We start from the raw sequence: 26,993 nt of genomic DNA, 5'->3' as shown, positions 1-26,993 counted from the left end.
AATGTACAGAGTAATTCCAGACACCAATTTTTTAATTTATGCATTTAAACAGGGCATAAATTTTGAATACGAATTAAATATTGCCATCGATAGAGGTTACAAAATATATATTATGGATTGCGTTTTAAAAGAACTTGAAAAATTAAAATTGGAATTTAAAGGAAAAGAAAAGCTTTCTGTGAACATTGCACTAAAATATGCCAAAAATTTTGAAATTATTGAATATTCAAACGGAAAATATGCAGATGAAATGATTTTAAACTATTCTAACGAAAACAAAGATGTTATAATCTGTACTAATGATAAAAAACTAAAAAAAGACTTAATTGATATTGGAACTCCAATAATTCTTGTAAAACAGCACAATCACTTTGAACTTCAGGGTTATCTAAAATAATGTTGAAAAAAATTAGTTTAGTAGGTAATATAATCAAATTTACAAGTTTTATTTTCAAGAATTACTTTTAAACCGATTTTGGCAGGAATTACTGGAATATCAACATTTTTTGAAATATATCTTGCTTCAGAATCCGGGTCAGTCATTTTCATTCCCATGTGGTACATCGTGAGCATTTTTGGCTTTTTATTCATCGAATTTACTACTTCAATTATATCGTTTGAACACATGTGACCGGGCACTTTTTGACCCTTAACACGAATTACATTTGCAATTAAAAAATCTACAGAATCAAAATCTTCAATTAATGAATCAATATATTCCGAATCCGAAGTATAACCAATTATCCCATCTTCAATTTCCATTTTAAATCCTATTGTTTCAGGATCGTTATGTTTTGTTTTTGTTGCAGTTATGTTCCAGTTTTTTATATTTAATTCGTCACAAGGTCCTAAAACATGCCTTTCCCCAACTCTGGATTGGTGGTACGTTGAAATGCCTTTTTCAAACCTGCTGTTTCCATTTAAAACAGAATTATTACCAATCAAAATGCCTTGTTTTTTGGTCATGCCTTTTGTCATTGCTTCAACCAGACACTCTGCATCGGTGTAGTGATCAGGGTGACAGTGCGTGGCAATTATTGCGTCAGTTTTCCAAGGGTTAATCTGGAGCTGATTCATTCTAACCAAAGCCCCGGTTCCAGGGTCAACGTGCATATTCATATTTTCAGAATGGATTCTAAAGCCCCCGGTTCCTTTAACTTGAGTTATACTCTCCCATCGGCCCCCTCCGCCCCCAAGAAATACTATCTCTAACAAGGTTGATCACTACTCGATTGTTTTAAATTCAACTTTATTGTAAATTCCATTCACTTCAACTATCTCGTAAGGGTAAACAATTGCCCTATCGGAAACAGTTTCAGGCGTTATTTCTTCAACGTAAACGATTAATACGCCATTTTCTAAATTTATCGAATTAATTTCTATAATATTGTCAGAACCTAATTTTTTGCCCATGTAAACTTCGATAACGGTTTTATCCCCAGTTATGCTGCTTTCATAATGCTTGTACGAATCCCCATATATTCCAAATTCCAATATCTTAAAGGATAGTAATTCAATTTCGGAACTATTGTCTGATTCAAAATTATTATTTAATTCTACTTCAATATTCGGATTTTCGGATGAAGTATTATTTAAAAATAAAGTTTCGTCTGATTCGGAGATAATATTCTCATTGATACATCCACTAAAAACGAGGATTAAAGAAATTAATAAAATAAACAAATATCTCATGATTCACTTCCCATATCTTCGTTCGCGTTTTTGATATTCCCGAATGGACCTCAGTAAGTCAACTTTTCTAAATGTCGGCCAGTATGTTTCACAAAAATATAGTTCTGAATAACAGGACTGCCATGTTAAAAAATTACTTATTCTCTCTTCACCTGACGTTCGAATAATTAAATCAGGATTTGGTGAGGGAAGGTCCCCCGTGTATAAATTTTTAGAAATTAAGTCAATATTTATATCTTCAATTTCTATTTCACCGTTTTTTACATGTTTTGCAATTTTTTTAACACTGTCAATTATTTCCTGCTGTCCCCCGTATGCGATTGCAAAGTTGACAAAATAATTTGAATAATTTTTTGTTTTATCTTCTGCATAATTAATTGCTTTTTGAACATACTTGGGAAGCATTTCTCTTCTTCCAATAACGCTTACACGAATTTTATCTTTATGAACATCAGGGTGATCTGCAATTTCAATAAATTCTCTTTCAAAAAGGTCCATCAAAACTTTTACTTCTTTTTCTGGCCGCTCAAAATTCTCCAAAGAAAATGCATAAAGTGTAATAGTTGGTATTTTCAATGAGACGCACCAGTTTATAACTTCGTGAACCTTTGAAGCACCCAAATTATGACCAATTTCGGGATTTTCGCCCAATTTTTTTGCAAGCCTTCGGTTACCATCCATTATAATTCCAACGTGTTTTGGAGGGGGAAATTTGGAAATTTTTGATTCTAATTCCCGTTCGTAGAGTTTTAGTGCCCCAAACTTGCTCAAATATTCATAACATTTAAATAACGGCAAAATACCACCAAAGTTTTTAAAAACCTTCTTTTAAAAATTTAACCGCATTGTAATATCTTTTCCAAGATCCGCTTCTACTTGTATCTATATACTTAATATTTTCACTATTTAAAATAATAGCTCCAAAACCTTCCATATCACAAACAAGCGCAAATGCCCTAAATAAAAGATTTCCAGAAATTCCGTCATCTGAAAGAATTATATTGCATCCTTCTTTTAAGTATTCTTCAATTAAAATTCCTTTGTGTTCAATTTCTAAATTTTCAAAAATATCTAAAGATTTAACATGTTTTAAAAGATTTTCAGCTTCAATTATGGAATCGTCTATTTTTTTGCTCCTTCCAATATCTGAAAGCCTTCCTGTAGATAAAATTCCAACTTTTGGAATCATTTCCATTGATTTTAAAAATTCTGATGAATATTTAATTATATCTAGTTTTTCACTGAATCTTATTTTAGGACTTTCAGAAATCTCATCTATACCAACTGGAGCGAGTATAAAAATTTTATTGGTAAACGGGTTTTTTAAAATAGATGCTCTGTAAAATTTCCCGATATTTTTCCTTAAAATTGGAATTAATTCGCTTGAAGAAAGTGAACCCCTAACTGCACCCTCGTATCGATTATTAATCAATCCATCGATCAAAACTTCGGGATTTTCAACCAATTCAACGTTTATTCCTTCTTTTTTTAAGTTTTCAACAGCAATTAAAACTTCATCTCGATTTTTACCGATACCGATAGCATACATGGTTTCCACCATACTTGAATAATATTAAAAAAATAATCTTTCACAAAATATAATAACCAACTATATATCGATTCAATAACATACAAAAACATGCAGTAGTAAAGAAAAGTAAAAAAATTGTTAAAGTAATTATTTCATTGCTAATTTCAAATCGTCAGCTTTAATAGTTTTTCTGCCTGCGTGCTTAGCTAAACTAACTGCTTCTTTAGCTACGTCAACTGCGATTTCTTCTAATGCTTCTGCAAGCATTACTGCTGCATCTCTACTTACTCTTTCAGCACCTGCGGATTTTAGGATTCTCTCCATTGGTGCAACTGGAAGTTCTGCCATAGAATCACCTTCTTTTCTTATTACAATTTAAAATGGTATTCTTCCAGTATTTATAATTTTCGTAAAAAAACGTATTCTTTTTCCAATTATACGAGTTAATCAGTTTTAAATTCAAAATATCTGGATGATTCATTTAAATTTATTTATTCGAATATCCAAGTAATAAATAATTTAAAAAAAAGAATTATATTACTCAAATGACCCAATTACATGATATTCTAAAACAATTCCGTCATCTAACGGATAATAATTCTTTAATTCCAGTTTTGTACATTCTTCAACGTTTTTAAACCCTTCTCCATCAACATATGTGGGAGAACTTGCTCCTCCAAACACCTTTGGAGCGATATAAACCCTAACTTCGTTTATCAAGTTTTCTTTAAACATTCCCCAGTTTAAAGTTCCACCACCTTCAAGAAGAATTTTATATACTCCCATTTTGTAAATTTCGTTCATAATTTTTCTTAAATCAACTTTTTGAACTCCTGCTTGCAATACGATAATTCCCATTTCGTTTAGTTTTCTGATTTTTTCTTCTTTTTCGTCTGAAATTGGCGTTGTCGTTGCAATTACGGTTTTTGCATCCTTATTTAATACTCTTGCAATTAATGGAATTTTTAAATTACTGTCAACCACAATTCTTAAAGGATTGTCTTTTGGTGATGCATTAATTTTATGGACCGTGAGCCTTGGATCGTCTTTTAAAATAGTTCCAATTCCGACCATGATTGCATCAACTTCCTTTCTTATCTCGTGAACCCGTTTTAAATCGTTTTCACCAGAAATTCTTGAATCATTGTCTATTGTAGCCAGTTTTCCATCCAAAGTCATTCCAACATTTGATATAACAAAGGGAAGCATAATATCACTTAAATCGCTGTTAATATTAATTCTTCTTGAAATATAGGGATAAAGACTTTCAATATCCTTTAAATCACCGCGAGAATATTTAATTATCTCTTTTCTGATTAAATTATTTACTTTAATTCCCCTACTTTGAAATTCTTCCATTATGTTTTTAGCATACTCGCGTCCTGCTCGGTCAAAATCCGTTAAAAGTATAACTTCAGAAATATTTTTTGAGATTAAATCATCAGCTATTTGAAAAACAGGGGTGTTTGAAACAGTTATAAAATTAGCCCTTATTTTTAAGTTTTTTAAAGATAATATGTCATTTGGACCTTCTACCAGTATTGGAATCCCGTTTTCAGCCAGTAATTTTAGATCATCAATTATTAAAAGGAGTTTTTCTAAAGATTCCTGCTTATCCATCTTTTCACAAAATAAAAATAGTTAAATTTAAGGCATTGGTAATGGAAGTGATTTGTGCTTATTTGTTGAAATTCTGAGCATTAATTCTCCCACTTTTTCGGGAGGAATACTTAAAAATTCGCATATATCGCCAATTTCTTTTCCTTTTTCCATTAAATTTAGGAGTTTGTCGAGAGTTTCATAAGAAATTCCAAGTTCGTCTTCGTCAGTTTGACCTTCCCAAAGTCCTGCCGAAGGTGCTTTATCAATTATATCTTTTGGAACTCCTACATAGCCTGCAAGTTGCCTTACTTCGGTTTTGAAAAGGTTTCCGATAGTTAAAAAATCGCTTCCAAGATCCCCGTATTTCGTTCCGTAACCCATATAGATTTCCGATTTATTGGAAGTTCCTGCAACAAGGTAATTTTTCTTGTTTGCGTGGTAGTAAACTTCAGTCATCCTGATTCTAGGTTTTAAATTTGAATCCACCCGTTTGTCAAACTCTTTTCCTTCAACGTACCCCCCTGCACCAAATGCAACCAAAACAGGAGTTATATCAAATACTTCATATTCAATTCCAAGAGATTCTGCAACGAGTTTTCCGTACTTTTCATCATCAGGATTTGAATTTTTTTCAGGCATTATTACCCCAAAGACATTTTCTTTTCCAAGAGCTCTTACTGAAAGATATGCTACAAGGGCACTGTCTATCCCTCCACTTAGTCCTACTACAACGCCTTTTGCGTCTGCATTTTCTACCTGTTCCTTTATAAAATTACAAATATTGTTTGCAAGTTCTTCTAACTGTTCGTTTGTTCTCATCATGATAATACCTCTTAATTTAAATTAAGAAATCCCTGTACTTAAATATTAACTCGGTTGCCTTTCGTATATCTGAACCTTGCATTTTTGCTTCATCCAGATATACTTTTGATAGATTATTTGTAATAACTCTTGGATTTGATTTCCACATTTCTGAATGAAGCATTAAATCATATGCCCTTGCTTCATTTTCTTTTAACCCATATCTTCGGTAAGGCCCATTGTGTGAAATAAAAGTTGGATTTTCATCCATTTTTGTATTTAATACTTCGTTACAAAGTTCCGTTTTTGGAATCGGTTCAGCAGCACTTACAAACACATCTTCAAGTTCTGCATCGACAATAAAATCTTTTGTCAGTAAAAAGTCGACTTCTTTTTCTTGAGGGTGTCCTACAATAAAGCTTCCAGCAACTTTTACCCCACAGTCTTTTGCAAGTTTGATTGCTTTTAAATTTTTCTTTGAATTTGTTCCTTTTTTCATTGAATTTAAAAGTCTGTCACTTCCGCTTTCAATTCCGTAGAATACCCATCCAATTGAATAATTTTTAATGGCGTTTAAAACTTCTTCGTCAACGTAGTCAACCCTCATGTCAGGAACGGATAGATTTTGCTTCCCAATTATATCTGAAACACTTTCAATCATTTCTATAAATTTATTTTTGTTTACCGTGTTTTTAAAGTTATAGAGGCTTCCCGTGCCCCCACTTATCGCAATTCTATTAACACCACTTTTTTTAAGCTCTTTCACTTCTTCAATTATTAATTCGATTGGTTTACTCCGGATGTCTCGCCCAAAAAATTCAGGAACCTGGCAAAACGTGCAGTGTCCAAGACAGCCCCTGTGAGTTTCAATATATACATTTGCACCCCGTACATTTTGAGCTGCAATATCTTTTGGAACGTAAATTTTTGAAAAATCTAAATCAGGCTTTGATTTTGGTTTATTAACTATCATTTCGCCATTTTCAAAATATGCCAATCCTTCAGTGCTTCCGTTAATAATTTCTGGAGTTGTAAGTTCGCCTTCCCCTAAAATTACCCCATCAACATTTAATTCGTTTAGGATAATCTCAGGATATGCTGAAACGGGTCCAGCAACATAAATTTTTATGTTTTTAGATTTTAAATAGTCAATTGTCTCTTTAATCATTGGATCGATAATATTTAGCGTAGAATAAAGGCTAAAAATAACTATATCAGATTTTAAAAAAAGTTTCTTATTAGTTATATCCTTTGTAAGTTTTATACTATGTTTATGCGTTTCTTTTAAAATTCCGCCGATCAACATGGCGCCGTAGGTGTATATATCCTTTGAATAAATTGTAATTTTCATGATTATCTACCACATGTTCACAAAAATAGGATAACTTCCAGATAAATCAAATCTCCTTTTTATCATGAGTATTGCATCTGCACCATCGTCATAATAATTATAGAGGACTTTTCTATCAACGTAATCTCTTTTATAATAAAATTCTCTCGCTTTTTTGTTGTCAAAACGAACTTCTAAAACGCAGTGTTTTGCGTGGCACTCGTTAAATAAAAAGTTTTCAACAGATTTAATTAGTGCATTTCCAATTCCATAATTTTGGTAAGCTAAATCTACCGCAATCGATACGATATGGCCGTTTCCCCATTCCATGAGTGCAATGATGTAGCCGACCACTTTTTCGTTTTCATCCTCTGCAACTAAAAAACCATCAGGAAAAGAGGAATATATGTGCATCATCAAAAATTCCGGATAATTTTTATCAAAAGATTCCTTTTCTATTTCCATTACCCGTTTTAGGTCCTTTTCGCGGAATTTTCGTATATTTATAATCATTATGTGTTCACCAGTCGGTTTCAGTCCGAAATCAGATTTGATATAATATATTTAAATAAATTATTAAAATTTAACGCTAAACTAATAAAAAAACTAAAAAAATAATAAAAAATTCAAGAAAATTCCAGATTTAAATATTTAAAAAAAGTTAATTAAAAGATTTTTATTTATTTTCCAATTTTTCCAAAATCAGTTCTGCACATTTTTTTCCAGAAAGGTACATTCCACCAAAGATTGCGCCCATCCTGTATCCTGCATGGTATGCATTTGCAGCCATTCCGCAGACATAAAGTCCAGGGAATACTTCTCTTGTGTTTCTAGTGAGTGAATTTTCACCCTTATCTGCCCACATTGATTTTTCGCCAGGAACTTCGATCCCAAGATCTTTATTTTTCCTTGCAAGAGTATGAATTACTGAAGAATCGTGTCCAGTTGAATCTATTACATATTTTGCACTTATTGTAATTGGATCTACGTGCAAACCTGCTTTTTCAATAGAGTACGATTGAATAACCACTCCTGAAACTTTGTCTTCTTTTAAAATTAAATCTTCTACCACGATTCCAGTTAATATTTTTGCGCCTGCATCAATTGCTGCAACACCTAATTTTGCAGGAACTTCTACTGAATCTGCAGTGAATAATTCAGGTTCACCAATAACTTCATCTAATTTAATTCCAGCTTCTCTTAATATTTCGTCCGCAGGTTTTTCTACGACAATGTTTGGAAAGCCCATTCCTCCGCCCCAGGTTCCGCCACCAAAGGAGAGGTGTCTTTCTAAAACTACAGTTTTAACTCCGTTTTGAGCCAAATATTTTGCAGCTGTAAGTCCGCTTGGACCTGCACCAACAATTACGACGTCAACGTCAATTAAATCCATCCACATATCGAAAGTGGACTTCAATATCGATTTTGTTACTGCTACTTCATCTGCTCTGAGCTTTCCATCCATGTTTTCACTCTTTGACTTTTTAAAGATTTATTGCTAGTTTTTTAGTTTTTAGATTTTGTTTTAGGAATTTCAAAATCATATATCAATTTATCATTTTTGTTTATAGTGTTCAATACTATTTAATATTGAAGAAATAACCATTTCCCGAATGTTTGGAACATCTTCTTCGATTGACTCCAAAACTTCATGGGACTTTTTCCTTATTCCGTTCCCATTATGTCTGCTGTAAGGACATTCATCCTTATCATGATAGTATTCAATATCGCATTCAACTAATGCCTTTACGATTTTTTCTTCTGAGACATTAAGCATCGGTCTAATCATACAGCAGCTTTTAAGATTTAATTTAAAATCTTTAAAGTCTACATCTGTCTCATTGAAGTTTTTAATCGGCTCTAGTGCTTTTATTATATTTCCTTTAAATATATTTGCCATTATCGTGTCAGAATTGTCCTCTAACGTGTGACCTATTGCAATTTTTACGTTTGAATCGCTTTCAAAGTTATTTTTTGCATAATTCGTTAAAACATGTCTTCTAACCATTGAACACGAAAAACACGGTGAATATTCAATTCCCTTCGTGTTTTCTGAAAGTATTTTTGACATTTCAACAACATTTCCATCATGCGCAATTATTTTGTGGGGAATATTTAGATTTTTACAGTGCTCTGCAATTTTTTCCACGTTTTTGTTGCTTTCTGTCCATGGCCTTATTCCGTTTATGTTTAAATCAACTGTTACAGCATAAATTTGAACCCCGTATTTTCGGCGGTAAGGCTCTAAAAGGTGCAGAAGTGCAAGGCTGTCCTTTCCACCACTTAATCCGACCAGTATTTTGTCTTTTGGAGAAATTATATTATTTTTTGAAACGAATCTTCCCATTCTTTCAGAAATTTCTTCAAAAACCCGAGAATAAACAACAGGAATTCCAAAATCGTTTTCAATTTTTCTCATTTTTTCCTTTGAAAGTCTCGCCAAACCTTTGTTTCCCACAATAATTTTATCGTTTCTTATCGTTAAATAGGAAGGATTGCAATATTTTTTTAACTCTTTTAAGTCGATCATAAATTCACCCGATAATAATCATCACATAAATATAACATGTTATATAGAGAATAACTGTTTGAAAGTATTTATTTAGGATGTAGCTATTTTATTTAAATTCATTTATTATTGGTTTAAAAACGGTTTTAGGTTGAGATATTGAAAAAATTTATTGTGAGATACGGAGAAATTGGAACAAAATCAAGACAGACCATGCACAGGTTTGAAAAATTACTTGCAAAAAACATTTCCAAACTTGCAAAAAAATATGGGATTTCCGCAGAAGTTGAAATAATCCATACGCGATTGATTGTAGATGTTCCTGAAGAAAATTTCGAAAAGATGAAGGAACTATTAAAAAAAGTACCTGGAATTGTATCATTTAGCCCTTGCTACTACATAGATCCAGATATCGAACAGATTAAGAAAATTTCATCAGAACTTTTTGAAAAAGAAATTGAGCGTTACGAAAATAAAGAAAATATTACATTTAGAGTAAAAACCCAAAGACCTCAGAAAAAATTCCCGTTAACGTCACTTGAAGTAAATATGGAAGTGGGGGGCCCAATTTCTGAAAAATACGGAATAAAAGTAGATTTAAAAAACCCTACAATTTCACTTGATATCGAAGTATTCAACGAATACGCTTACGTATTTGCAGAACGAATCGAAGGAATCGGTGGAATCCCCGTTGGAACTCAAGGGCAAGTTATTGTTTTATTATCCGATGGAATCGATAGCCCTGTTTCTGCGTACATGATGGCAAAAAGGGGATGTAAACTTTTATTATTACACATGAAAACTTCGGATGAAGGACTTGAAAAAACTCAAAAACTTGTTGATGTTTTAAGTGACTTTGACCCTGAAGCTAAATTTGTATACGTAGACTTTAATGAAGAACTTGCAAAAATTAAAGCCGAACTCACAGAAATTAATAGGGATAAATACACGTGTCTTTACTGTAAAAAATACATGCTTAAACTGGCTGAAAAACATGCTAAATGGCATAAATGTGATGCTATTGTAAATGGAGATAATATGGGGCAGGTTGCATCCCAAACTCTTAAAAATTTGCGAGTAATTAGTGAAGGAATTGACTACCCGATTTTAAGACCTTTAATCGGACTTGACAAAGTTGAAATTATGGATATCGCAAGAAAAATTGGAACTTTTGATATTTCCACAAGTAAAGAAGTAAGCTGTTTTGCAGTTCCAAAACACCCAATAACAAATGCAACGCCCGAAGAAATGGAAAAAATTGAAGAACAGCTTTTAAACTTAAGAAATTGTAAAACTTGTAAAAATTGCTAAATTAGGAGGTATATTTTGAATTCTAATCCATTTGAATCGTATAGAGATATTAAAATAATGAATGAAAACCCGAAATACCCTGTAAAGGGAAACGGAATAACTCGGGAAAAAATAAAAAGTGAAAACGTCGAAATCGGGGAATATACGTATTATTCGGGCTACTACGAAGGAAAAAACTTTAAAGACTGTATAATGTATCTTGATGAAATCGACAATTGCAAAGACATGGATAAATTAATTATTGGCAAATTCTGCAGCATTGCTTCAGGCGTTAAATTTATAATGGGCGGAAATCAGGGGCACAGATACGACTGGATTTCGACATATCCTTTAACATTAATTTCTGAAACTCCTGAAGATTTAAAATGCGAAAATGGAAAAGGGTATTTGAAAAAAGGAGATACTGAAATTGAAAACGATGTATGGATTGGTGCAAATGTAACAATTATGCCCGGTGTTAAAATTGGCAGTGGAGCAGTAATTGCAACGGGAAGTATTGTTACAAAAAATGTAGAACCATATACGATAGTTGGCGGAAATCCTGCAAAAATAATTAAAAAAAGATTTTCCGATGAAAAAATCGAACTTCTTTTGAAAATAAAATGGTGGAACTGGCCAATTGAAAAAATTAAATCAAACATCAATACTTTGATGAGTGATGACTTTGAAGAATTAAAAAAGATTTGTGAAGAATGAATTTTTATTTTAATTGATTAAATCTTTTCAAATTTAGATTTTTCCAAAATTCCAAGATTTTTCAAGTAACCGCATACCTTACAAACTTCGGTTGCAGATAAATCTCCACAGATTTTACATTCCCCTGTGTATCCAGGAAGTTCAATATGTTCGAGAAGTCTTTCGTATCCTCTTACAATTGAATATTTTGAACCAGGATGGTTTTTTTCTAAGTTATCTGTAATATCCGAGACCTCTGATCTAAATGAAAGGCATGAATACGGACAGGGGGATTTGTGATACTTTAATTCGAGCATGTTTGCAAGTAAAAGTACTTCATCTTCTGGAATTTTTTCTAAAGGTTTTATTCTTTTAACAAATTTAGGATGTTTCAGACTTTTTCCTAAGAATGCTAGTTTTTTTACATCTCCTTCGATGTAGTTCATCATCACAGCTTGCGCAACATCATCTAAATTATGTCCAATTGCAAGAAAATCGCATTTTTCTTCTATTGATACACGATTTAAGATTTTTCTCCTAATTACTCCGCAAAAAGAACACGGATTCATTGTAAGATTTTTTTCTTTTGCGATTTTTACAATTTCATCAAGATTGGTTCCAAGGTAATCTTTAAAGTGAACAATTTTGTATTCAATGCCATATTCTTCGCAAAATTTTACTGCTGCATCAATTCCATCAGTTCTATAGCCTTCTATTCCCTCATTAACCATTATTGCAATTAAATTAGAATTTGGAATCTGTTTATAATATTCATTTAAAAGATAAGCCATTACAAGGCTGTCTTTTCCACCACTGAGGCCCATTGCAACTTTTATGTTATTTTTAAGAACATCCCTTCCAAGAGTCTTTCTAACTTTTCTTTTAGTTTCTTTTATGAAACACTCTTTACAATAATTATTTCCAGAGTGTTTTTGATGATATACTGGAGGTTTACCACATTTTCTGCATTTCATAGTAATCACGTAAATTTATCCGCCTGAAACTGGAGGGTATATTCCAATTTCACTGTTTTTATTTATTATATCGTTTGAAGAAACAATTTCAAAGTCTTTTGAAACAATTATTCGCCCATTTTCAAAATCTTCTTTTAATTGTAAATTGTAGTCTTTTTCTAAAATTTCAATCAATTCTAAAACAGATACTTCATTTAGATCTATTGATATTTTTAAACCTTCGCCAAAATCTTCCCTGCATTTTGCAAAGAATTTTATTGTTAAATCCATTAAATCACCTAAAAAACAGTAAAAAATTAAATTTAATTGAAATATTAGATTTCAAATATTTTAATTGCATTTACAGGGCATATTTTTGCACAGTTTTTACATCCAATGCATTCATCTTCGTCGAGCAGTATTTTAAATTCTTCGTCAACTGAAAGCGCACCAACAGGGCAGTGAACGACACATGCACCACAATCAATGCATTTTTCATCATCTTTTTGGATGATTTTTGGAATATCTTCCACTTCCCCGAATTTTTTCAGTATTTCGATAGATTTTTCAATCTGCCCTTCATCGCCAGTTAATTCGAGAATTAAAAATCCTTCCCTTGGTTCCATTTTTGCCTTTAAAATATTTACCATTACACCGGTTTCTAAAACCACGTTTGAAACTACCGGTTCTCTTACGTTGCTTCCAGATATCCAGTAAAATACTCTCTTTTTCACTTAAATCACCAGATTAAATTTTATGAAGTCCATTTCTCCCGATAAGTTTTGAGATATCTTCAGCTGAAACCACTCCAAGAACCTTGTTGTTTGAATCGACAACAGGAAGTCCTGAAATATTGTTTCTGCTCATTTTTCTTGCTGCCATATCTATAGTTTCATCTGGTGTTGCAGATACTATATATGTAGTCATGATTTCAGAAATTGAATGTTTATCCTGCGCCATTGCCTTTGCAATATCCCATGACGTAATTATTCCTGAAAGTTTGCCGTTTTCATCCACAATTGGCAAATGATTTATATTATTTTCAATCAAAACTCTTGAAGCTTCTGTAATTGAAGTATTTAAGCTTCCTACAACTACAGGTCTGCTCAATATATCTTTTACAAGTTTCATTTTTGCTTTCATTGGTTTTGGAGCTGCACTTTTTAAAGGTTCAAGTCTTTCGGTTAACATAAATTCGCTATTTGAAATCCAGTTTTTAAGTTCTTTTGAAATTTCCCTTGAAACTTTATAACTTGAAACTGATGCAGATCTCATGCATTTATCTACTTTTTTGCCTTCGATTTCGACTTCAATCGTTACTTTTCCAGATCTTGCATCTTTATAGTTTGTAACGCCTAACTCGGGCTTATCCCTTCTTGGAATTCCGTAATCCAATATGGGTATTGCAATATCTTCATCTTTTATTGCACAGGTTTTTGCAATTTCTGCGTTTAATACTGGAATTGGAATTCCGATCCCCATGTAAAGCGTACTTCCGTATTTTGGAATCGTTGCTCCTCTTAAATATTTAGTACTCATTTCTTTTAGGTCTCCTTGAACCATCAAGGTTCCAAATCCACCATTTGGACTGTGCTGGGTTCCTGAACCTGCAATATAACCTTGTGCACCACCTAAGAAGATTCTTGTACCCATTCCTAAGGTGTTATAAGTTTTTGTTTCTTTATTGAAATCGTTTTGCAGTGGATTTAGTTGACCTGCACCGGAATAATTTAGATTTCCAAATTCTGGGAGAAGTGCACCCATGTAAGTGTATATCTTTTCTTCGGTGCTGTTTGTAGCACCGTTGTAAGATTGGTAGCAGTTTCTTGGATTTACTAAGATTGCCTGATTTAAATCATCGATTGTTATTGTTGTTTCTACTTTTTTTCTAGGGTAGCAGTCAGTAGTGTATCCTTCCGCTACAAGTTCAATTTCTTTCCCTGCGACAAGATCTTCAAGAACGTGGGAACCCCCATATGATATATCAATATCATCATCACTATTCGTTTGAGTAGCCCCTAAATAAGCATCAACTGCTGCAATTCCCGAATATGCTTCCACACCATTCAAATATGTTTTACACATTTTTATTGGCGGATCAGAGTGTCCAAAATTTAAAAATGCTCCGCTTGAACACATTGCTCCAAATGTACCTGTTGTAACTACATCTATTTCAACTGCCGCTTTTTCTGCACCCAGTTCGTCGACTATATCGATCATCTCTTCTGCAGTGACTACAACTGCATCGCCATTTCGTATCTTCTCGTTAATTTCGTGAACGGTTTTCAAAATATCAACCTTAATTTTATATATTTAAAGCAGTGAATGTATAATATCTGGACAATAAATCCATTGGGTTAGTTCTATAGTATATATACCCCATATTATATAACCATATCATTATTTTGTTAACTTGAAACAATTTAGAAATGTATTTAAAGATAGAAAATAATATATATGAGTTACCACTATTTTTCATGATATTAATATTATACGCATAAGTTTATTTTTATAACTATTTTAAACAAATGGAGGCCAAATTGTGAAAATATCGTCACATGAAATGGTTCCGACACATGAGATTATTCCAAGAGAAGAAATACCCCTTTTACTCGAAAAATACAGTATAAAAATGCAGCAATTCCCAAAATTGCTCGATACCGATCCCCTCGTGCTTGAAATTGGAGCAACACCTGGAGACGTTGTAAAAATAACCAGAATGAGCCCTACCGCAGGCGAATCTACCTATTACAGATTAGTAATAGCAACTTCACTCTAACTGCTGGTTAATACCTGCTAAATATTTTTAAAATTTAAAATAAGCTATTAGTCCTTTATCTAAAATCTATGGGGGAAAATCATGGAATCCCGTGTCGTTGTTGATGCATTTTTTAAAGAAAACAGTTTAGTAAAACACCACATCGATTCCTACGATGATTTTGTTAAGAATAAAATTCAACGAATCATTGATGAGGTAACTGGTGTTGAAACAGAAATTAAAGGAGGATACAAAGTATCCTTTGGAAACGTGAGAGTTACAAAACCAATAAATAAGGAAGCTGACGGTTCTGTAAAACCAATAACACCTATGGAAGCAAGAATCAGAAACCTTGCATACTCTGCACCGCTTTACCTTGAAATGATACCAACTGTCGGTGAAGGTGAAGAAGAAAAAGTATTATCCCCTGTTGAAGTTTACATTGGAGAACTTCCAGTAATGCTTGGTTCAGAAATCTGCCATTTGTGCGGAAAATCTGCAGAAGAATTGATAAAATACGGCGAAGATACACAAGATCCTTTAGGTTATTTTATTGTTAATGGTTCAGAAAAAGCAGTTGTTGCTCAAGAAGACCTTATTCCTAACAGAATTATATGTGAAAAGGTAGAAAAAAACAACAAAGTTGTAGATATCGCAAAAGTATTTTCAACCAGACATGGATTTAGGGCACTTTGTACTGTTGAAAGAAATCCTGATGGATTATTAAATGTTTCATTCCCAGGAATGCCTAGCACAATTCCATTAGTTATATTAATGAGAGCACTCGGTGCAGAATCAGATAGAGAAATTATCGAATTAATTTCGGACGAACCAACAGTTGTCATGCAGTTAATTGCAAACTTACAGGAAGCAAGAGAAGAGCATGCAATAAACACGACTGAAGATGCACTCGAACATATTGGAAAAAGAGTAGCTCCAGGACAGCCTAAAGAGTACAAGTTAAAAAGAGCAGAAACAATTCTTTGTAACTACCTATTGCCACACATGGGCGTAGAATCTGAAAAATTAGGCGCTAAATGTAAATATCTTGGAAGAATGGCTAAAAATTCAATCGAACTTTACTTAGGATTAAGGGTTGAAGATGATAAGGACCATTATTCAAATAAAAGATTAAAATTAGCTGGAGACTTAATGGAAGACTTATTCAGACATTCATTCAACCAGTTAATTAAAGATATCAAATACCAGCTCGAAAGACAGGCAATTAGAAACAAAGAGCCTTCAATTCAAGCTGCAGTTAGAAGCGATGTTTTAACTGAAAGAATGAGACATGCAATGGCTACTGGAAACTGGGTAGGTGGAAGAACAGGGGTATCCCAGCTTCTCGATAGAACCAGTTACCTTGCAACAGTATCGCAATTAAGAAGAGTTGTATCTCCACTTTCAAGATCACAGCCTCACTTCGAAGCGAGAGACTTGCACGCAACCCAATGGGGTAAAATATGTCCATCCGAAACACCAGAAGGTCCAAACTGTGGTCTGGTAAAAAACCTTGCTGTAATGTGCAAAGTAACTACTGACGAAGGCGACGATAGCGTAATCGAATTATTAAAAGAACTCGGGCTCACAAAGGAAAACTAAATTTAATATTGATCGAATTTAGTCAATTAAGAAGGTGGATACCTTGGAAAAGCAGACAAATGTATATGTTAACGGGAAATTGATCGATACCACACAAGACCCTGAAACACTTGTTAAAAACTTAAGGGAAAACAGAAGAAGTGGAAAATTATCGCCAAGCACGTCAATTTCGTTCAATGAAGAAAGTAACGATGTCCACATTTCAACCGATGGTGGAAGGGCTGTAAGACCATTGATTGTTGTTGAAAACGGTGCTTCAAAAGTAACAGAAGAAATACTCGAAAAAATGGAATCTAAAGAATTAACTTTTTTAGATTTAGTAAATTCAGGAATTATTGAATATTTAGATGCTGAAGAAGAAGAAAACGCAAGAATTGCGATGTATGAAGATGAAATAACCGAGGAAAACACGCACGTTGAAATTGACCCTCTTGTTATTTTAGGTATCGGTGCAGGTGTTGCCCCATATCCAGAACACAATTCAGCTCCAAGGATTACAATGGCTGCTGCGATGAGTAAACAGTCACTTGGAATTCCCATGGCAAACATAAAATGGAGAATGGATACAAGAGGACACTTACTCCACTACCCCCAAGTTCCACTTGTAAGAACAAAACACCAGGAAATCTTAGGATTTGATAAAAGACCTGCTGGACAGAACTTCGTTGTAGCAGTTATGAGTTACGAAGGCTATAACATGGAGGATGCGTTCATTATCAACAAAGCATCTCTTGAAAGAGGTCTTGGTAGAAGTTCATTCTTTAGAAGCTACGAAAGCTTTGAAAAAAGATACCCTGGAGGACAACTCGATAAATTCGAAGTTCCTGAAAAAGGAGTTAGGGGTTACAGAGCTGAAGAAGCCTACAGAAACTTAGGTGACGATGGTTTAATCGACCTTGAATCCTCAGTAAAATCGGGAGATGTAATTTTAGGAAAAACGTCACCTCCAAGATTTTTAGAAGAACAGGAAATCACCCTTCAAACAAAATCACAGAGAAGAGACACTTCAGTTACGATTCGACATGGCGAAGAAGGAATCGTTGACCTCGTAATTTTGAGTGAAACAAAAGAAGGAAACAGACTTGGAAAAGTTAGAGTTAGAGATTTAAGAATTCCTGAGTTTGGTGACAAATTTGCATCAAGACACGGTCAGAAAGGGGTTATTGGACTCATTGTTCCACAAGAAGACTTACCCTATACTGAAGATGGAGTAATTCCTGATTTAATTATCAACCCGCACGCGATCCCTTCAAGGATGACTATCGGACAGGTTCTTGAAATGATTGGTGGTAAAGTTGGTTCATTGGAATGCAGAAGAATCGACGGAACAATTTTCAGCGGCGAAAGCGAATGGAAATTAAGAGAAGGCCTTGAAAAATACGGCTTTGAACACCATGCAAAAGAAGCAATGTATGATGGAAAATCCGGTAGAAAATTAGAGTGCGATATTTTCGTTGGAGTTGCATACTACCAGAAATTACACCACTTGGTTGCTGGAAAAATCCACGCAAGAAGCAGAGGACCAATCCAAGTTCTTACAAGACAGCCTACAGAAGGTAGGGCAAGAGAAGGAGGTCTTAGGTTTGGGGAAATGGAAAGAGATGTGTTAGTTGCCCACGGTGCTGCAATGCTCCTTAAGGAAAGACTTCTCGATGAATCAGACCCTCACGAAGACTACGTCTGTGCTAAATGTGGTGAAATTGCAATCTTCGATTACAAGAGAGGCATGAAATTCTGTCCAGTTTGTGGTGAATCAGAAGACATTCAAGATAACAGAAAGATTCCACCTGTAAAAATTGCTTATGCATTCAAATTATTGTTGGATGAGCTTAAAAGTATGGGAATCGATCCAAAATTAGAATTAAAAGACAGAGCATAACTTAAATTATTTATTTTTTATTAAAAAGGTCTAAAACCACGGTGAAACATATGGATAGATTTGATGTTCCAAAGGAAATCGGAGATATTACATTTGGATTGCTCTCCCCTGAACAGATAAGAACCATGTCAGTTGCAAAAATCGTTACCGCAGACACGTACGATGACGACGGATACCCAATTGACGGTGGATTGATGGATACTAGACTCGGTGTTATTGACCCGGGATTAGTATGTAAAAGCTGCAGTGGAAGAGTAGGAACTTGTCCAGGACACTTCGGACATATTGAACTTTCAAAACCAGTAGTCCATATTGGATTTGCAAAAGATATTTACAAAATTTTAAAAGCAGTGTGCCCACACTGTGGAAAAGTTACAATTACAGAGATCAAAAGGGATGAATACTTAGAGAAAATGGCCAAACTCGAAGAGGATGGTGGAGACCCTTGGACACTCTGTGATGATTTATTAAAAGAAGCTGCAAAAGGTAGCGTCTGTCCTTCATGCGGTGAAGTAAAAGCAGATGTAAAATACGATAAACCTACTGCATACCACCAGTTAGACGGAAAAGCTCAAAAACAGTTAACATCCTCAGAAGTTAGGGAAATTTTAGAAAAAATTCCTGCTGAAGACTGTAAACTCCTCGGAATCAATGCAAAAGTTGCAAGACCAGAATTTATGGTTTTAACAGTTTTACCAGTTCCTCCAGTAACAGTTAGACCTTCAATCACACTTGAAAGTGGAGAAAGAAGTGAAGATGACTTAACGCACAAATTAGTTGATATTATCAGGATTAACCAGAGGTTAGAAGAAAATATCAACGGTGGGGCTCCAAACTTAATTATTGAAGATTTATGGGATTTATTACAGTACCACATAAACACGTACTTTGATAATGAAGCTCCAGGAATTCCTCCAGCAAGACACAGAAGTGGAAGGCCACTCAGGACACTCGCTCAAAGGTTAAAGGGTAAAGAAGGAAGGTTCAGACACAACTTAGCAGGTAAAAGGGTAAACTTCTCTGCAAGGACGGTTATTTCACCTGATCCAAGACTCAGTATTAATGAAGTTGGTATTCCAAAATTAATCGCAAAAGAATTAACTGTTCCTGAAAAAGTTACCCCATACAACATTGAAAAAGTAAGGGCACTCTTAAGAAACGGATCTGACACCCACCCTGGTGTAAACTACGTGGTTAAGAAAGTAAGAACTAAAGATGGAAAAGAAGAAGAATACAAGATTAAAATTACCGATGCCAACAAAGACATGTGGGTTGAGAATATAACCGACGGAATGGTTATCGAAAGACACCTTTCAGACGGAGACATTGTATTGTACAACAGACAGCCTTCATTACACAGAATGTCTATCATGGCACACAAAGTAAAAGTTCTTCCATACAGGACATTCAGACACAACTTGTGTGTATGTCCACCATACAACGCGGATTTCGATGGTGACGAGATGAACGTTCACGTCCCACAATCCGAAGAAGCAAGAGCTGAAGCTGAAAAATTAATGCTCGTTGAAAAACACATTGTTTCTCCAAGATTTGGTGGTCCAATCATCGGTGCAATTCACGACTTTATTTCAGGAGCTTACGTCCTTACAAGTTCATTATTTACAAAAGACGAAGCTTTAACATTATTAAAAAGCTCTGGACTTAATGTTGAACTTGGAGAACCAGACGTTATTGAAAATAACATAGAATATTACAGCGGAAAATCATTATTCAGTAAAACACTTCCAGAAGGATTGAGTTTACAGTACAGAGCAAAAATCTGTAAAAAATGTGACACGTGTACAAAAGAAGAATGTGAACACGATGCTTACGTTGTAATTAGAAACGGTAAACTCTTACGTGGAGTAATCGATAAAAACGGATTTGGTTCAGAAGCTGGAATTGTATTAAACACGCTTGTAAAAGACTTCGGTTCAGAAGATGCAAGATTATTCCTCGATGCTGCAACCAAAATGTCAATAAAAGCAATGGTTTTGAAAGGATTTACAACAGGTATTGACGATGAAGACATCCCTGCTGAAGCGATTCAGGAAATCCAAGATTTATTAAATAAAGCTGAACAGGACGTTGAAGATATTGTTGAAAAATACGAAAACGGAACTTTAGAATCCTTACCAGGAAGGGGCGTTGAAGAATCCAGAGAAGCATATATCATGCAGATTTTGGGTAAAGCAAGGGACCAGGCAGGTAACGTTGCTGAAAAATACTTAAGTAAAGAAAATCACGCAGCGTTGATGGCAAGAACTGGTGCGAGAGGTTCACTCCTTAACATCACGATGATGGCTGCAAGTGTTGGTCAGCAGTCCGTTAGAGGTGGTAGGGTCTTTAGAGGTTACAGAGAAAGAACCCTTCCGCACTTTGGAAAAGGAAGTTTAGATGCAAAATCACACGGATTCGTTAGAAGCTGTTACAAAAAAGGATTGGCCCCAACAGAATATTTCTTCCACGCGATGGGTGGTAGAGAAGGTCTTGTGGATCAGGCGGTCAGGACTGCACAATCTGGTTACATGCAGAGAAGACTAGTAAACGCTTTACAGGATATTAGAGCAGAATACGATGGAACAGTAAGGGATTCAAGAGGACTCGTTGTTCAGTTTGAATACGGGGAAGACTTAGTAGACCCTGCAAAAGCAGACCACGGAAAAGGTGTAGATTTAGATAAAATATTCACAAAAGTTATTCAAGATATGAAAATTAATTATTTTCAATTTCTTAAATTAAAACTATTTCTAGGTGAAACACATGCAAATGGCCGATTTAGAAAAGAAATTGGAAAATTCTGTCCTACCACCATTGTTAAAAAGGGAACTTTCAGAAAAAATCTTAAGGGAAGAAATAAGTGAAGAATACCTCGTTGATGAAATCATAAACGAAACTACAAGAGCATACGAAAGAACTCTCGTAGAACCCGGAGAAGCTGTTGGTGTTGTTGCGGCACAGTCAATTGGTGAACCTGGTACGCAGATGACAATGAGAACGTTCCACTATGCGGGGGTAGCGGAGTTAAACGTTACCCTTGGTCTTCCAAGAATGATTGAAATTGTAGATGCAAGAAAAGAACCATCTACCCCAACAATGACAATCTACTTAAATGATGAATTTAAGGGCGATAGAGAAAAAGCTGCAACGGTTGCAAAAAACATTGAAAGTACCAATGTTGAATCTGTTTCAGAAGATATCAGCGTAGATTTGGTAAATGAATGTATTACAATTATATTAAATAACCAGCAGCTCGAAAGCAGGGGACTAACTGTTCCTGATGTAATCGATGCAATAAAATCCAAAATGAAACTTAAAATTGAAGATCATGAAAATGTTCTCAATTTAAAAATCAAAACCCCTTCATTAAAAGCATTAAGAAAAAGACTTCCAAAAGTTAGGGCAATCCACTTGAAAGGTGTTCAAAACATCAAAAGGGTTATCATCAGAAAAGAAGTTGATGAATACATCCTTTACAGTGAAGGTTCAAACATCAAAGAAGTCTTTGATATCGAGGGTGTTGATACCACAAAAACCACGACAAACAACATTGTTGAAATTCAGGATGTTTTGGGTATCGAAGCTGCAAGAAATGCAATCATCTATGAGATGGATGCAACCCTTGGAAATCAGGGTCTTACGGTAGACAAAAGACACTTGATGATGGTAGCAGACCTTATGTGTACAGATGGAGTTGTAAAACCAATCGGTAGACATGGTATTGGTGGTGAAAAAGCATCAGTTCTTGCAAGAGCAGCATTTGAGGAAACTGTAAAACACCTTTACTCTGCATCCATGAGAGGATATGTTGATGAACTCGGTGGAGTTGTTGAAAACATTATTGTTGGAAAACCAATCTCAATGGGTACAGGCTGTATCGACATATGCATCGACAAGAGTTACGAAGAAGGAAAAGAATTATAATTTAATACTTTTTTAATTATTTTTAAGATAATCGTTTTTTTATACCGTTTATAACACTCACTTCGATCCGTTAATTATAATTAGAGAGTTTTTGGTTGATGCAAAGGTATAAAAATAACATGTAACTATTAACTAGTTCGTATATTCATAGGGACATTAATTTCCAAATTGCATAGGAAAACCCTCTGGAGAATATAATGAGAAGGAGGTCTAATATGGACATAAACAGAGCTATAAGAGTAGCAGTGGACACTGGAAATGTAGTCTTAGGTACAAAACAGGCTATTAAAAACATAAAACACGGCGAAGGCCAGTTAGTAATTGTTGCAGACAACTGCGCAAAAGACGTTAGAGAAGACATTTTTTATTACACACAACTTTCAGAAACCCCGGTTTACACACACCAGGCAACTTCAATTGAACTTGGAGCTATTTGTGGAAAACCATTCCCTGTTTCCGCATTGTTGGTTTTAGAACCTGGTAACTCGGCTATTTTAAACGTTAACAATGAAGAATAACCGCGGGTGATGGTTGATGAGAATTAAACTTAATACAGAAGATATCATGAGAATCAGTCTCTTCGAAAAGATGACTGGTGCTGACGTGATTGATAGCACTTCTGATGATGAAAAAATTGTTTTCGTTGTTAAAGAAGGTGACATTGGAGCTGCAATTGGAAAAGGCGGCGAAAATGTGAGAAATGCAACTGAAAAATTCGGTAAAAAAATAGACTTAATCGAATACTCAGAAGATGTAAAACAGTTCATTAAAAACATCTTTGCTCCAATTGAAGTAGAAGATGTATGGACTAAAAAATTTGGTGACGATTTAGTAGTTTACATAAGAGTTCATCCAAGATTTAGGAGAGCTATTATTGGAGACAAAGGAAAAAACATTGATAGAGCAGTAGACATTGCAGGAAGACTTGCAGGTGTTAAAAATATCAAAGTCGTTGCTGGTTTAAGAAAAGATAACGATAAAAAACCAAAACAGGAAGAAGTACCTGAAAAAGCAGCAGAATCATCTAAAAATGTTGAAGCTGAAGAAAACCAATAAGGTGATTTTATGGCAGGAAGTAAATCTCCAAAAGGAGAATTCGCAGGAAGAAAATTACTTTTAAAAAGAAAAGCAAGCAGATGGCACCACTACAAATACGTTAACAAAGCTCTAAGCTTAAAATTAAAAGCTGACCCATTAGAAGGAGCTCCAATGGGAAGAGGAATTGTTATTGAGAAAGTAGGTCTCGAAGCAAAACAGCCAAACTCTGCTATCAGAAAATGTGTTAGAGTTCAGTTAATCAAAAACGGTAGACAAGTTACAGCATTTGCACCTGGAAACCACGCTATCAACTTCATTGATGAACACGACGAAGTTGTTATCGAAGGTATCGGTGGTCCATCAGGACAGGCTAAAGGGGATATTCCAGGAGTTAGATACAAAGTTGTATTAGTCGGTAAAAACTCAATCAGAGAGCTTGTCAGAGGAAGACAGGAAAAAGTTAAAAGATAAATTAAGATCTAAAAAAGAAAAAAGGGTGAAAAATTGGAAATCAAATTATTTGGTAAATGGGACAGTGAAACTGTCGCAGTTAAAGACCCAAGTTTAAAATCCTACATTAGTGTAGCTCCAGTTTTAGTTCCACATACTGCAGGAAGAAACTCAAAGAAAAGTTTTGATAAATCAAAAATGAACATTGTAGAAAGATTAGCTAACAAATTAATGGCTAACCAAAACAACACCGGTAAAAAACACGAAACTTTAGCAATTGTCGAAGAAGCTTTGTCAATCATTGAAAACAGGACTAAAGAAAACCCTGTTCAAGTTTTAGTTGATGCTTTAGAAAATTCAGGACCTAGGGAAGAAACAACAAGAATCTCCTACGGGGGAATTGCATTCTTACAGTCAGTTGATGTTTCACCATCAAGACGATTGGACACAGCTTTTAGAAACATTGCACTTGGTGCTTCAGAAAGCGCACACAAAAATAAAAAAACCGTTGCTCAATGCTTAGCAGACGAACTCATCTTTGCTTCAAAAGCTGACATGCAAAAAAGCTTTGCTGTTAAGAAAAAAGAAGAAAAAGAGAGAGTTGCACAATCTGCAAGATAAATTAAATACTTTTTATATCTCTTTATACATGACCCTATGTCATAAAAGGGTAACAATAGTTCGTATATTATGAACTTCTCAAAAAATAAAAGAGTGAGATTATGGGAAGAAGAGCAAAAATGGTTGAAAAGGTCAAAACCTTAATGGAAACACATGAACAAATTAGAAACATGGGTATCTGTGCTCACATTGACCACGGTAAAACCACATTATCAGACAACTTGCTTGCAGGAGCAGGTATGATCTCCAAAGAATTAGCTGGAGACCAGCTTGCACTTGACTTCGATGAAGAAGAAGCTGCAAGAGGTATCACAATCTACGCTGCAAACGTTTCAATGGTACACGAATACAGCGGAAAAGAGTACTTAATCAACTTAATCGATACCCCTGGTCACGTTGACTTTGGTGGTGACGTTACAAGAGCAATGAGAGCAATTGATGGTGCTGTTGTTGTATGTTGTGCTGTTGAAGGTGTTATGCCACAAACGGAAACTGTTTTAAGACAGGCATTAAAAGAAAAAGTTAAACCTGTTTTATTCATTAACAAAGTTGACAGATTGATCAATGAATTGAAATTAACCCCTGAAGAATTACAGGGAAGATTCATGAAAATCATTGCAGAAGTTAACAAGTTAATCGAAAAAATGGCTCCTGAAGAATTCAAAAAAGAATGGTTATGTGATGTTGCAAATGGAAAAGTTGCTTTTGGTTCAGCATACAACAACTGGGCTATTTCAGTTCCATACATGCAAAGATCAGGAATTTCATTCAAAGATATTATTGACTACTGTGAGCAAGAAAACCAAAAAGAATTGGCTGAAAAAGCTCCACTCCACGAAGTTGTTCTTGACATGTCAATCAAACACTTACCAAATCCATTGACTGCTCAAAAATACAGAATTCCAAACATCTGGAAAGGAGACGCTGAATCAACCATCGGTAAATCAATGGTTGCTTGTGACCCTAACGGACCACTTGCAGGTGTTGTTACAAAAATTATCGTTGATAAACACGCTGGTGCAATTTCTGCATGCAGATTGTTTTCAGGAAGAATCAAACAAGGAGACGACCTCTACCTCGTTGGTTCAAAACAGAAAGCAAGAGCTCAGCAAGTTTCAATCTTCATGGGTGCTGAAAGAGTTCAGGTACCAAGCATTTCAGCAGGTAACATCTGTGCTTTAACAGGATTAAGAGAAGCTACTGCTGGTGAAACAGTATGCAGCCCTTCAGAAATCTTAGAACCAGGATTTGAATCATTAAGCCACACCTCTGAACCAGTTATCACTGTTGCAATCGAAGCTAAAAACACTAAAGATTTACCAAAATTAATTGAAATCTTAAGACAGATTGCAAGAGAAGACAACACAGTAAGAGTAGAAATCAACGAAGAAACCGGTGAACACTTAATCAGCGGTATGGGTGAGCTCCACATCGAAGTTATCACTAACACCAAAATCGGAAGAGACGGTGGAATTGAAGTAGATGTCGGTGAACCAATCGTTGTTTACAGAGAAACAATTATGGGCACATCCCCAGAAATTGAAGGAAAATCACCAAACAAACACAACAAACTCTACATGATTGCAGAACCTATGGAAGAGTCAGTTTACGCTGCATACGTTGAAGGTAAACTCCACGATGAAGATTACAAAAAGAAAACTACCGCTGATGGTGAAGCAAGGTTAGTTGAAGCAGGTCTTGAAAAAGATCAGGCGAAAAAAGTAATGTCAATTTACAATGGAAACATGATTGTAAACATGACAAGAGGTATCGTGCAACTCGATGAAGCTAGAGAATTAATTATCGAAGGTTTCAAAGAAGGTGTAAGAAACGGTCCACTCGCAGCTGAAAAAGTTCAGGGTGTAAAAATCAGATTAGTGGATGCAACATTCCACGAAGATGCAATCCACAGAGGACCTGCTCAAATTATCCCTGCTGTAAGATTCGGTGTAAGGGATGCAGTTGCCCAAGCAAAACCAGTTCTCCTCGAACCTATGCAAAGTGTTTACATCAACACCCCGCAAGACTACATGGGAGACGGTATGAAAGAGATCAACAACAGAAGAGGACAGATTCTCGACATGGAACAAGAAGGAGACATGTCAATTATCAAATCTTCAGTGCCTGTTGCTGAAATGTTCGGATTTGCTGGTGCAATTAGGGGGGCTACACAAGGTAGATGTTTGTGGAGCGTTGAGTTCTCAGGATTCGAAAGAGTTCCAAACGAGCTTCAACCTAAGATTGCTAAACAAATTAGGGACAGAAAAGGGTTAAAATCTGAATAAACAAGTACCATAAAATATATATACCCTTTTTC

Annotated in this window: 28 protein-coding genes; 13 read left to right on the top strand and 15 right to left on the bottom strand. The window is 34.9% G+C overall.

Going from position 1 to position 26,993, the window contains the following annotated elements; translation table 11 throughout:
• The first annotated feature begins 1 nt into the window (after position 1).
• The gene (locus MMJJ_RS07430) at positions 2-397 is read left to right on the top strand and encodes a type II toxin-antitoxin system VapC family toxin (protein WP_104838276.1); all 396 of its coding nucleotides are present in this window, start codon (positions 2-4) and stop codon (positions 395-397) included.
• Positions 398-414: 17 nt separating this feature from the next.
• On the opposite strand, the gene MMJJ_RS07425 is transcribed toward MMJJ_RS07430, so the two are convergent.
• The 11 genes from MMJJ_RS07425 to MMJJ_RS07375 all read right to left on the bottom strand — a co-directional run bounded on the left by MMJJ_RS07425 (position 415) and on the right by MMJJ_RS07375 (position 9,486).
• Positions 415-1,215, bottom strand: coding sequence for an MBL fold metallo-hydrolase (locus tag MMJJ_RS07425; RefSeq protein WP_104838275.1), 801 nt, complete (start codon positions 1,213-1,215; stop codon positions 415-417).
• A gap of 9 nt (positions 1,216-1,224) precedes the next feature.
• Positions 1,225-1,692 carry a protease complex subunit PrcB family protein gene (locus MMJJ_RS07420; protein ID WP_104838274.1) on the bottom strand — a complete coding sequence of 156 codons (468 nt, stop codon included), beginning with the start codon at positions 1,690-1,692 and terminating at the stop codon, positions 1,225-1,227.
• 3 nt (positions 1,693-1,695) lie between these two features.
• A complete protein-coding gene (gene uppS, locus MMJJ_RS07415) occupies positions 1,696-2,490 on the bottom strand; it encodes a polyprenyl diphosphate synthase (RefSeq protein ID WP_104838273.1) in 795 nt (264 codons plus the stop codon).
• A gap of 16 nt (positions 2,491-2,506) precedes the next feature.
• Positions 2,507-3,241: a methanogenesis marker protein Mmp4/MtxX gene (gene mtxX, locus MMJJ_RS07410; RefSeq protein ID WP_104838272.1), complete on the bottom strand. Its 735-nt coding sequence runs from the start codon at positions 3,239-3,241 to the stop codon at positions 2,507-2,509.
• Positions 3,242-3,370: 129 nt separating this feature from the next.
• Complete coding sequence (locus MMJJ_RS07405; RefSeq protein WP_104838271.1) at positions 3,371-3,571, bottom strand: histone family protein; 201 nt, start codon at positions 3,569-3,571, stop codon at positions 3,371-3,373.
• Positions 3,572-3,760: 189 nt separating this feature from the next.
• Positions 3,761-4,843: a 2,5-diamino-6-(ribosylamino)-4(3H)-pyrimidinone 5'-phosphate reductase gene (locus MMJJ_RS07400; protein ID WP_104838270.1), complete on the bottom strand. Its 1,083-nt coding sequence runs from the start codon at positions 4,841-4,843 to the stop codon at positions 3,761-3,763.
• A gap of 27 nt (positions 4,844-4,870) precedes the next feature.
• A complete protein-coding gene (locus MMJJ_RS07395; RefSeq protein ID WP_104838269.1) occupies positions 4,871-5,647 on the bottom strand; it encodes an NAD+ synthase in 777 nt (258 codons plus the stop codon).
• Between the two features lie 16 nt (positions 5,648-5,663).
• Positions 5,664-6,977, bottom strand: a complete 1,314-nt coding sequence (locus tag MMJJ_RS07390; RefSeq protein ID WP_104838268.1) for a methyl-coenzyme M reductase glutamine C-methyltransferase — start codon at positions 6,975-6,977, stop codon at positions 5,664-5,666.
• A gap of 6 nt (positions 6,978-6,983) precedes the next feature.
• Complete coding sequence (gene rimI / locus MMJJ_RS07385) at positions 6,984-7,469, bottom strand: ribosomal protein S18-alanine N-acetyltransferase (RefSeq protein ID WP_104838267.1); 486 nt, start codon at positions 7,467-7,469, stop codon at positions 6,984-6,986.
• A 163-nt stretch (positions 7,470-7,632) separates the two neighbouring features.
• Positions 7,633-8,421 carry a sulfide-dependent adenosine diphosphate thiazole synthase gene (locus tag MMJJ_RS07380; protein WP_104838266.1) on the bottom strand — a complete coding sequence of 263 codons (789 nt, stop codon included), beginning with the start codon at positions 8,419-8,421 and terminating at the stop codon, positions 7,633-7,635.
• Positions 8,422-8,511: 90 nt separating this feature from the next.
• On the bottom strand, positions 8,512-9,486 hold the full coding sequence (locus MMJJ_RS07375) for a tRNA lysidine(34) synthetase (protein ID WP_104838265.1): 975 nt from the start codon (positions 9,484-9,486) through the stop codon (positions 8,512-8,514).
• A gap of 138 nt (positions 9,487-9,624) precedes the next feature.
• On the opposite strand from MMJJ_RS07375, the gene thiI reads away from it, so the two are divergent.
• Together thiI and MMJJ_RS07365 are read left to right on the top strand one after the other, a co-directional pair.
• Positions 9,625-10,776 carry a tRNA uracil 4-sulfurtransferase ThiI gene (gene thiI, locus MMJJ_RS07370; RefSeq protein WP_104838264.1) on the top strand — a complete coding sequence of 384 codons (1,152 nt, stop codon included), beginning with the start codon at positions 9,625-9,627 and terminating at the stop codon, positions 10,774-10,776.
• Between the two features lie 57 nt (positions 10,777-10,833).
• The gene (locus MMJJ_RS07365; protein ID WP_374057621.1) at positions 10,834-11,472 is read left to right on the top strand and encodes a CatB-related O-acetyltransferase; all 639 of its coding nucleotides are present in this window, start codon (positions 10,834-10,836) and stop codon (positions 11,470-11,472) included.
• Positions 11,473-11,489: 17 nt separating this feature from the next.
• Here MMJJ_RS07365 and MMJJ_RS07360 read toward each other — a convergent pair whose 3' ends face one another.
• Genes MMJJ_RS07360 through MMJJ_RS07345 form a run of 4 tightly spaced genes read right to left on the bottom strand, consistent with a single transcriptional unit; the run spans position 11,490 to position 14,693 of the window.
• On the bottom strand, positions 11,490-12,425 hold the full coding sequence (locus MMJJ_RS07360) for a TIGR00269 family protein (RefSeq protein WP_104838262.1): 936 nt from the start codon (positions 12,423-12,425) through the stop codon (positions 11,490-11,492).
• A 15-nt stretch (positions 12,426-12,440) separates the two neighbouring features.
• Positions 12,441-12,695, bottom strand: a complete 255-nt coding sequence (locus tag MMJJ_RS07355) for a MoaD/ThiS family protein (RefSeq protein WP_011171301.1) — start codon at positions 12,693-12,695, stop codon at positions 12,441-12,443.
• Positions 12,696-12,739: 44 nt separating this feature from the next.
• Positions 12,740-13,138 (bottom strand): 4Fe-4S binding protein, encoded by a 399-nt coding sequence (locus tag MMJJ_RS07350; protein WP_104838261.1) that lies wholly within the window; start codon positions 13,136-13,138, stop codon positions 12,740-12,742.
• A 13-nt stretch (positions 13,139-13,151) separates the two neighbouring features.
• Positions 13,152-14,693 carry a homocysteine biosynthesis protein gene (locus MMJJ_RS07345; RefSeq protein ID WP_104838260.1) on the bottom strand — a complete coding sequence of 514 codons (1,542 nt, stop codon included), beginning with the start codon at positions 14,691-14,693 and terminating at the stop codon, positions 13,152-13,154.
• A gap of 253 nt (positions 14,694-14,946) precedes the next feature.
• Here MMJJ_RS07345 and MMJJ_RS07340 point away from each other — a divergent pair, with 253 nt between their 5' ends.
• The 10 genes from MMJJ_RS07340 (at position 14,947) to MMJJ_RS07295 (ending at position 26,961) form a co-directional block, all read left to right on the top strand.
• Entirely contained in the window at positions 14,947-15,183 is a 237-nt protein-coding gene (locus MMJJ_RS07340; RefSeq protein ID WP_011171304.1) for a DNA-directed RNA polymerase subunit H, read from the top strand.
• Positions 15,184-15,264: 81 nt separating this feature from the next.
• Positions 15,265-16,764 carry a DNA-directed RNA polymerase subunit B'' gene (locus MMJJ_RS07335; protein WP_011171305.1) on the top strand — a complete coding sequence of 500 codons (1,500 nt, stop codon included), beginning with the start codon at positions 15,265-15,267 and terminating at the stop codon, positions 16,762-16,764.
• 43 nt (positions 16,765-16,807) lie between these two features.
• Entirely contained in the window at positions 16,808-18,643 is a 1,836-nt protein-coding gene (gene rpoB, locus MMJJ_RS07330) for a DNA-directed RNA polymerase subunit B (protein WP_011171306.1), read from the top strand.
• 50 nt (positions 18,644-18,693) lie between these two features.
• Entirely contained in the window at positions 18,694-21,507 is a 2,814-nt protein-coding gene (gene rpoA1, locus MMJJ_RS07325) for a DNA-directed RNA polymerase subunit A' (protein ID WP_244901526.1), read from the top strand.
• On the top strand, positions 21,407-22,567 hold the full coding sequence (gene rpoA2 / locus MMJJ_RS07320; RefSeq protein ID WP_104838259.1) for a DNA-directed RNA polymerase subunit A'': 1,161 nt from the start codon (positions 21,407-21,409) through the stop codon (positions 22,565-22,567). Before rpoA1 ends, rpoA2 begins: the two co-directional genes overlap by 101 nt.
• A gap of 197 nt (positions 22,568-22,764) precedes the next feature.
• A complete protein-coding gene (locus MMJJ_RS07315) occupies positions 22,765-23,085 on the top strand; it encodes a 50S ribosomal protein L30e (RefSeq protein ID WP_048055788.1) in 321 nt (106 codons plus the stop codon).
• A gap of 16 nt (positions 23,086-23,101) precedes the next feature.
• Positions 23,102-23,623 carry a NusA-like transcription termination signal-binding factor gene (locus MMJJ_RS07310; protein WP_011171310.1) on the top strand — a complete coding sequence of 174 codons (522 nt, stop codon included), beginning with the start codon at positions 23,102-23,104 and terminating at the stop codon, positions 23,621-23,623.
• Positions 23,624-23,632: 9 nt separating this feature from the next.
• Entirely contained in the window at positions 23,633-24,076 is a 444-nt protein-coding gene (locus MMJJ_RS07305) for a 30S ribosomal protein S12 (protein WP_011171311.1), read from the top strand.
• Positions 24,077-24,109: 33 nt separating this feature from the next.
• Positions 24,110-24,676, top strand: a complete 567-nt coding sequence (locus MMJJ_RS07300; protein ID WP_013999728.1) for a 30S ribosomal protein S7 — start codon at positions 24,110-24,112, stop codon at positions 24,674-24,676.
• A 101-nt stretch (positions 24,677-24,777) separates the two neighbouring features.
• Complete coding sequence (locus tag MMJJ_RS07295; protein WP_011171313.1) at positions 24,778-26,961, top strand: elongation factor EF-2; 2,184 nt, start codon at positions 24,778-24,780, stop codon at positions 26,959-26,961.
• The last annotated feature ends 32 nt before the right edge of the window (positions 26,962-26,993 follow it).

The sequence above is a fragment of the Methanococcus maripaludis genome, from assembly GCF_002945325.1.
GTDB classification, from domain to species: Archaea; AGJL01; Methanococci; order Methanococcales; family Methanococcaceae; genus Methanococcus; species Methanococcus maripaludis.
Note: the sequence above shows the minus strand (reverse complement) of the source record. Positions and strands in the feature narration are given on the sequence as shown.

Coding starts and splice junctions, on each gene's coding strand:
- MMJJ_RS07360 (WP_104838262.1), bottom strand. CDS start 12,425: ATGAAATGCAGAAAATGTGGTAAACCTCCAGTATATCATCAAAAACAC.
- rimI (WP_104838267.1), bottom strand. CDS start 7,469: ATGATTATAAATATACGAAAATTCCGCGAAAAGGACCTAAAACGGGTA.
- MMJJ_RS07395 (WP_104838269.1), bottom strand. CDS start 5,647: ATGATGAGAACAAACGAACAGTTAGAAGAACTTGCAAACAATATTTGT.
- rpoA1 (WP_244901526.1), top strand. CDS start 18,694: ATGGATAGATTTGATGTTCCAAAGGAAATCGGAGATATTACATTTGGA.
- MMJJ_RS07400 (WP_104838270.1), bottom strand. CDS start 4,843: ATGGATAAGCAGGAATCTTTAGAAAAACTCCTTTTAATAATTGATGAT.
- MMJJ_RS07295 (WP_011171313.1), top strand. CDS start 24,778: ATGGGAAGAAGAGCAAAAATGGTTGAAAAGGTCAAAACCTTAATGGAA.
- MMJJ_RS07420 (WP_104838274.1), bottom strand. CDS start 1,692: ATGAGATATTTGTTTATTTTATTAATTTCTTTAATCCTCGTTTTTAGT.
- MMJJ_RS07380 (WP_104838266.1), bottom strand. CDS start 8,421: ATGGATGGAAAGCTCAGAGCAGATGAAGTAGCAGTAACAAAATCGATA.
- MMJJ_RS07335 (WP_011171305.1), top strand. CDS start 15,265: ATGGAATCCCGTGTCGTTGTTGATGCATTTTTTAAAGAAAACAGTTTA.
- MMJJ_RS07310 (WP_011171310.1), top strand. CDS start 23,102: ATGAGAATTAAACTTAATACAGAAGATATCATGAGAATCAGTCTCTTC.
- MMJJ_RS07430 (WP_104838276.1), top strand. CDS start 2: ATGTACAGAGTAATTCCAGACACCAATTTTTTAATTTATGCATTTAAA.
- MMJJ_RS07405 (WP_104838271.1), bottom strand. CDS start 3,571: ATGGCAGAACTTCCAGTTGCACCAATGGAGAGAATCCTAAAATCCGCA.
- rpoA2 (WP_104838259.1), top strand. CDS start 21,407: ATGCAAATGGCCGATTTAGAAAAGAAATTGGAAAATTCTGTCCTACCA.
- MMJJ_RS07365 (WP_374057621.1), top strand. CDS start 10,834: ATGAATGAAAACCCGAAATACCCTGTAAAGGGAAACGGAATAACTCGG.
- MMJJ_RS07305 (WP_011171311.1), top strand. CDS start 23,633: ATGGCAGGAAGTAAATCTCCAAAAGGAGAATTCGCAGGAAGAAAATTA.
- mtxX (WP_104838272.1), bottom strand. CDS start 3,241: ATGTATGCTATCGGTATCGGTAAAAATCGAGATGAAGTTTTAATTGCT.
- MMJJ_RS07375 (WP_104838265.1), bottom strand. CDS start 9,486: ATGATCGACTTAAAAGAGTTAAAAAAATATTGCAATCCTTCCTATTTA.
- MMJJ_RS07355 (WP_011171301.1), bottom strand. CDS start 12,695: ATGGATTTAACAATAAAATTCTTTGCAAAATGCAGGGAAGATTTTGGC.
- MMJJ_RS07390 (WP_104838268.1), bottom strand. CDS start 6,977: ATGAAAATTACAATTTATTCAAAGGATATATACACCTACGGCGCCATG.
- MMJJ_RS07315 (WP_048055788.1), top strand. CDS start 22,765: ATGAGAAGGAGGTCTAATATGGACATAAACAGAGCTATAAGAGTAGCA.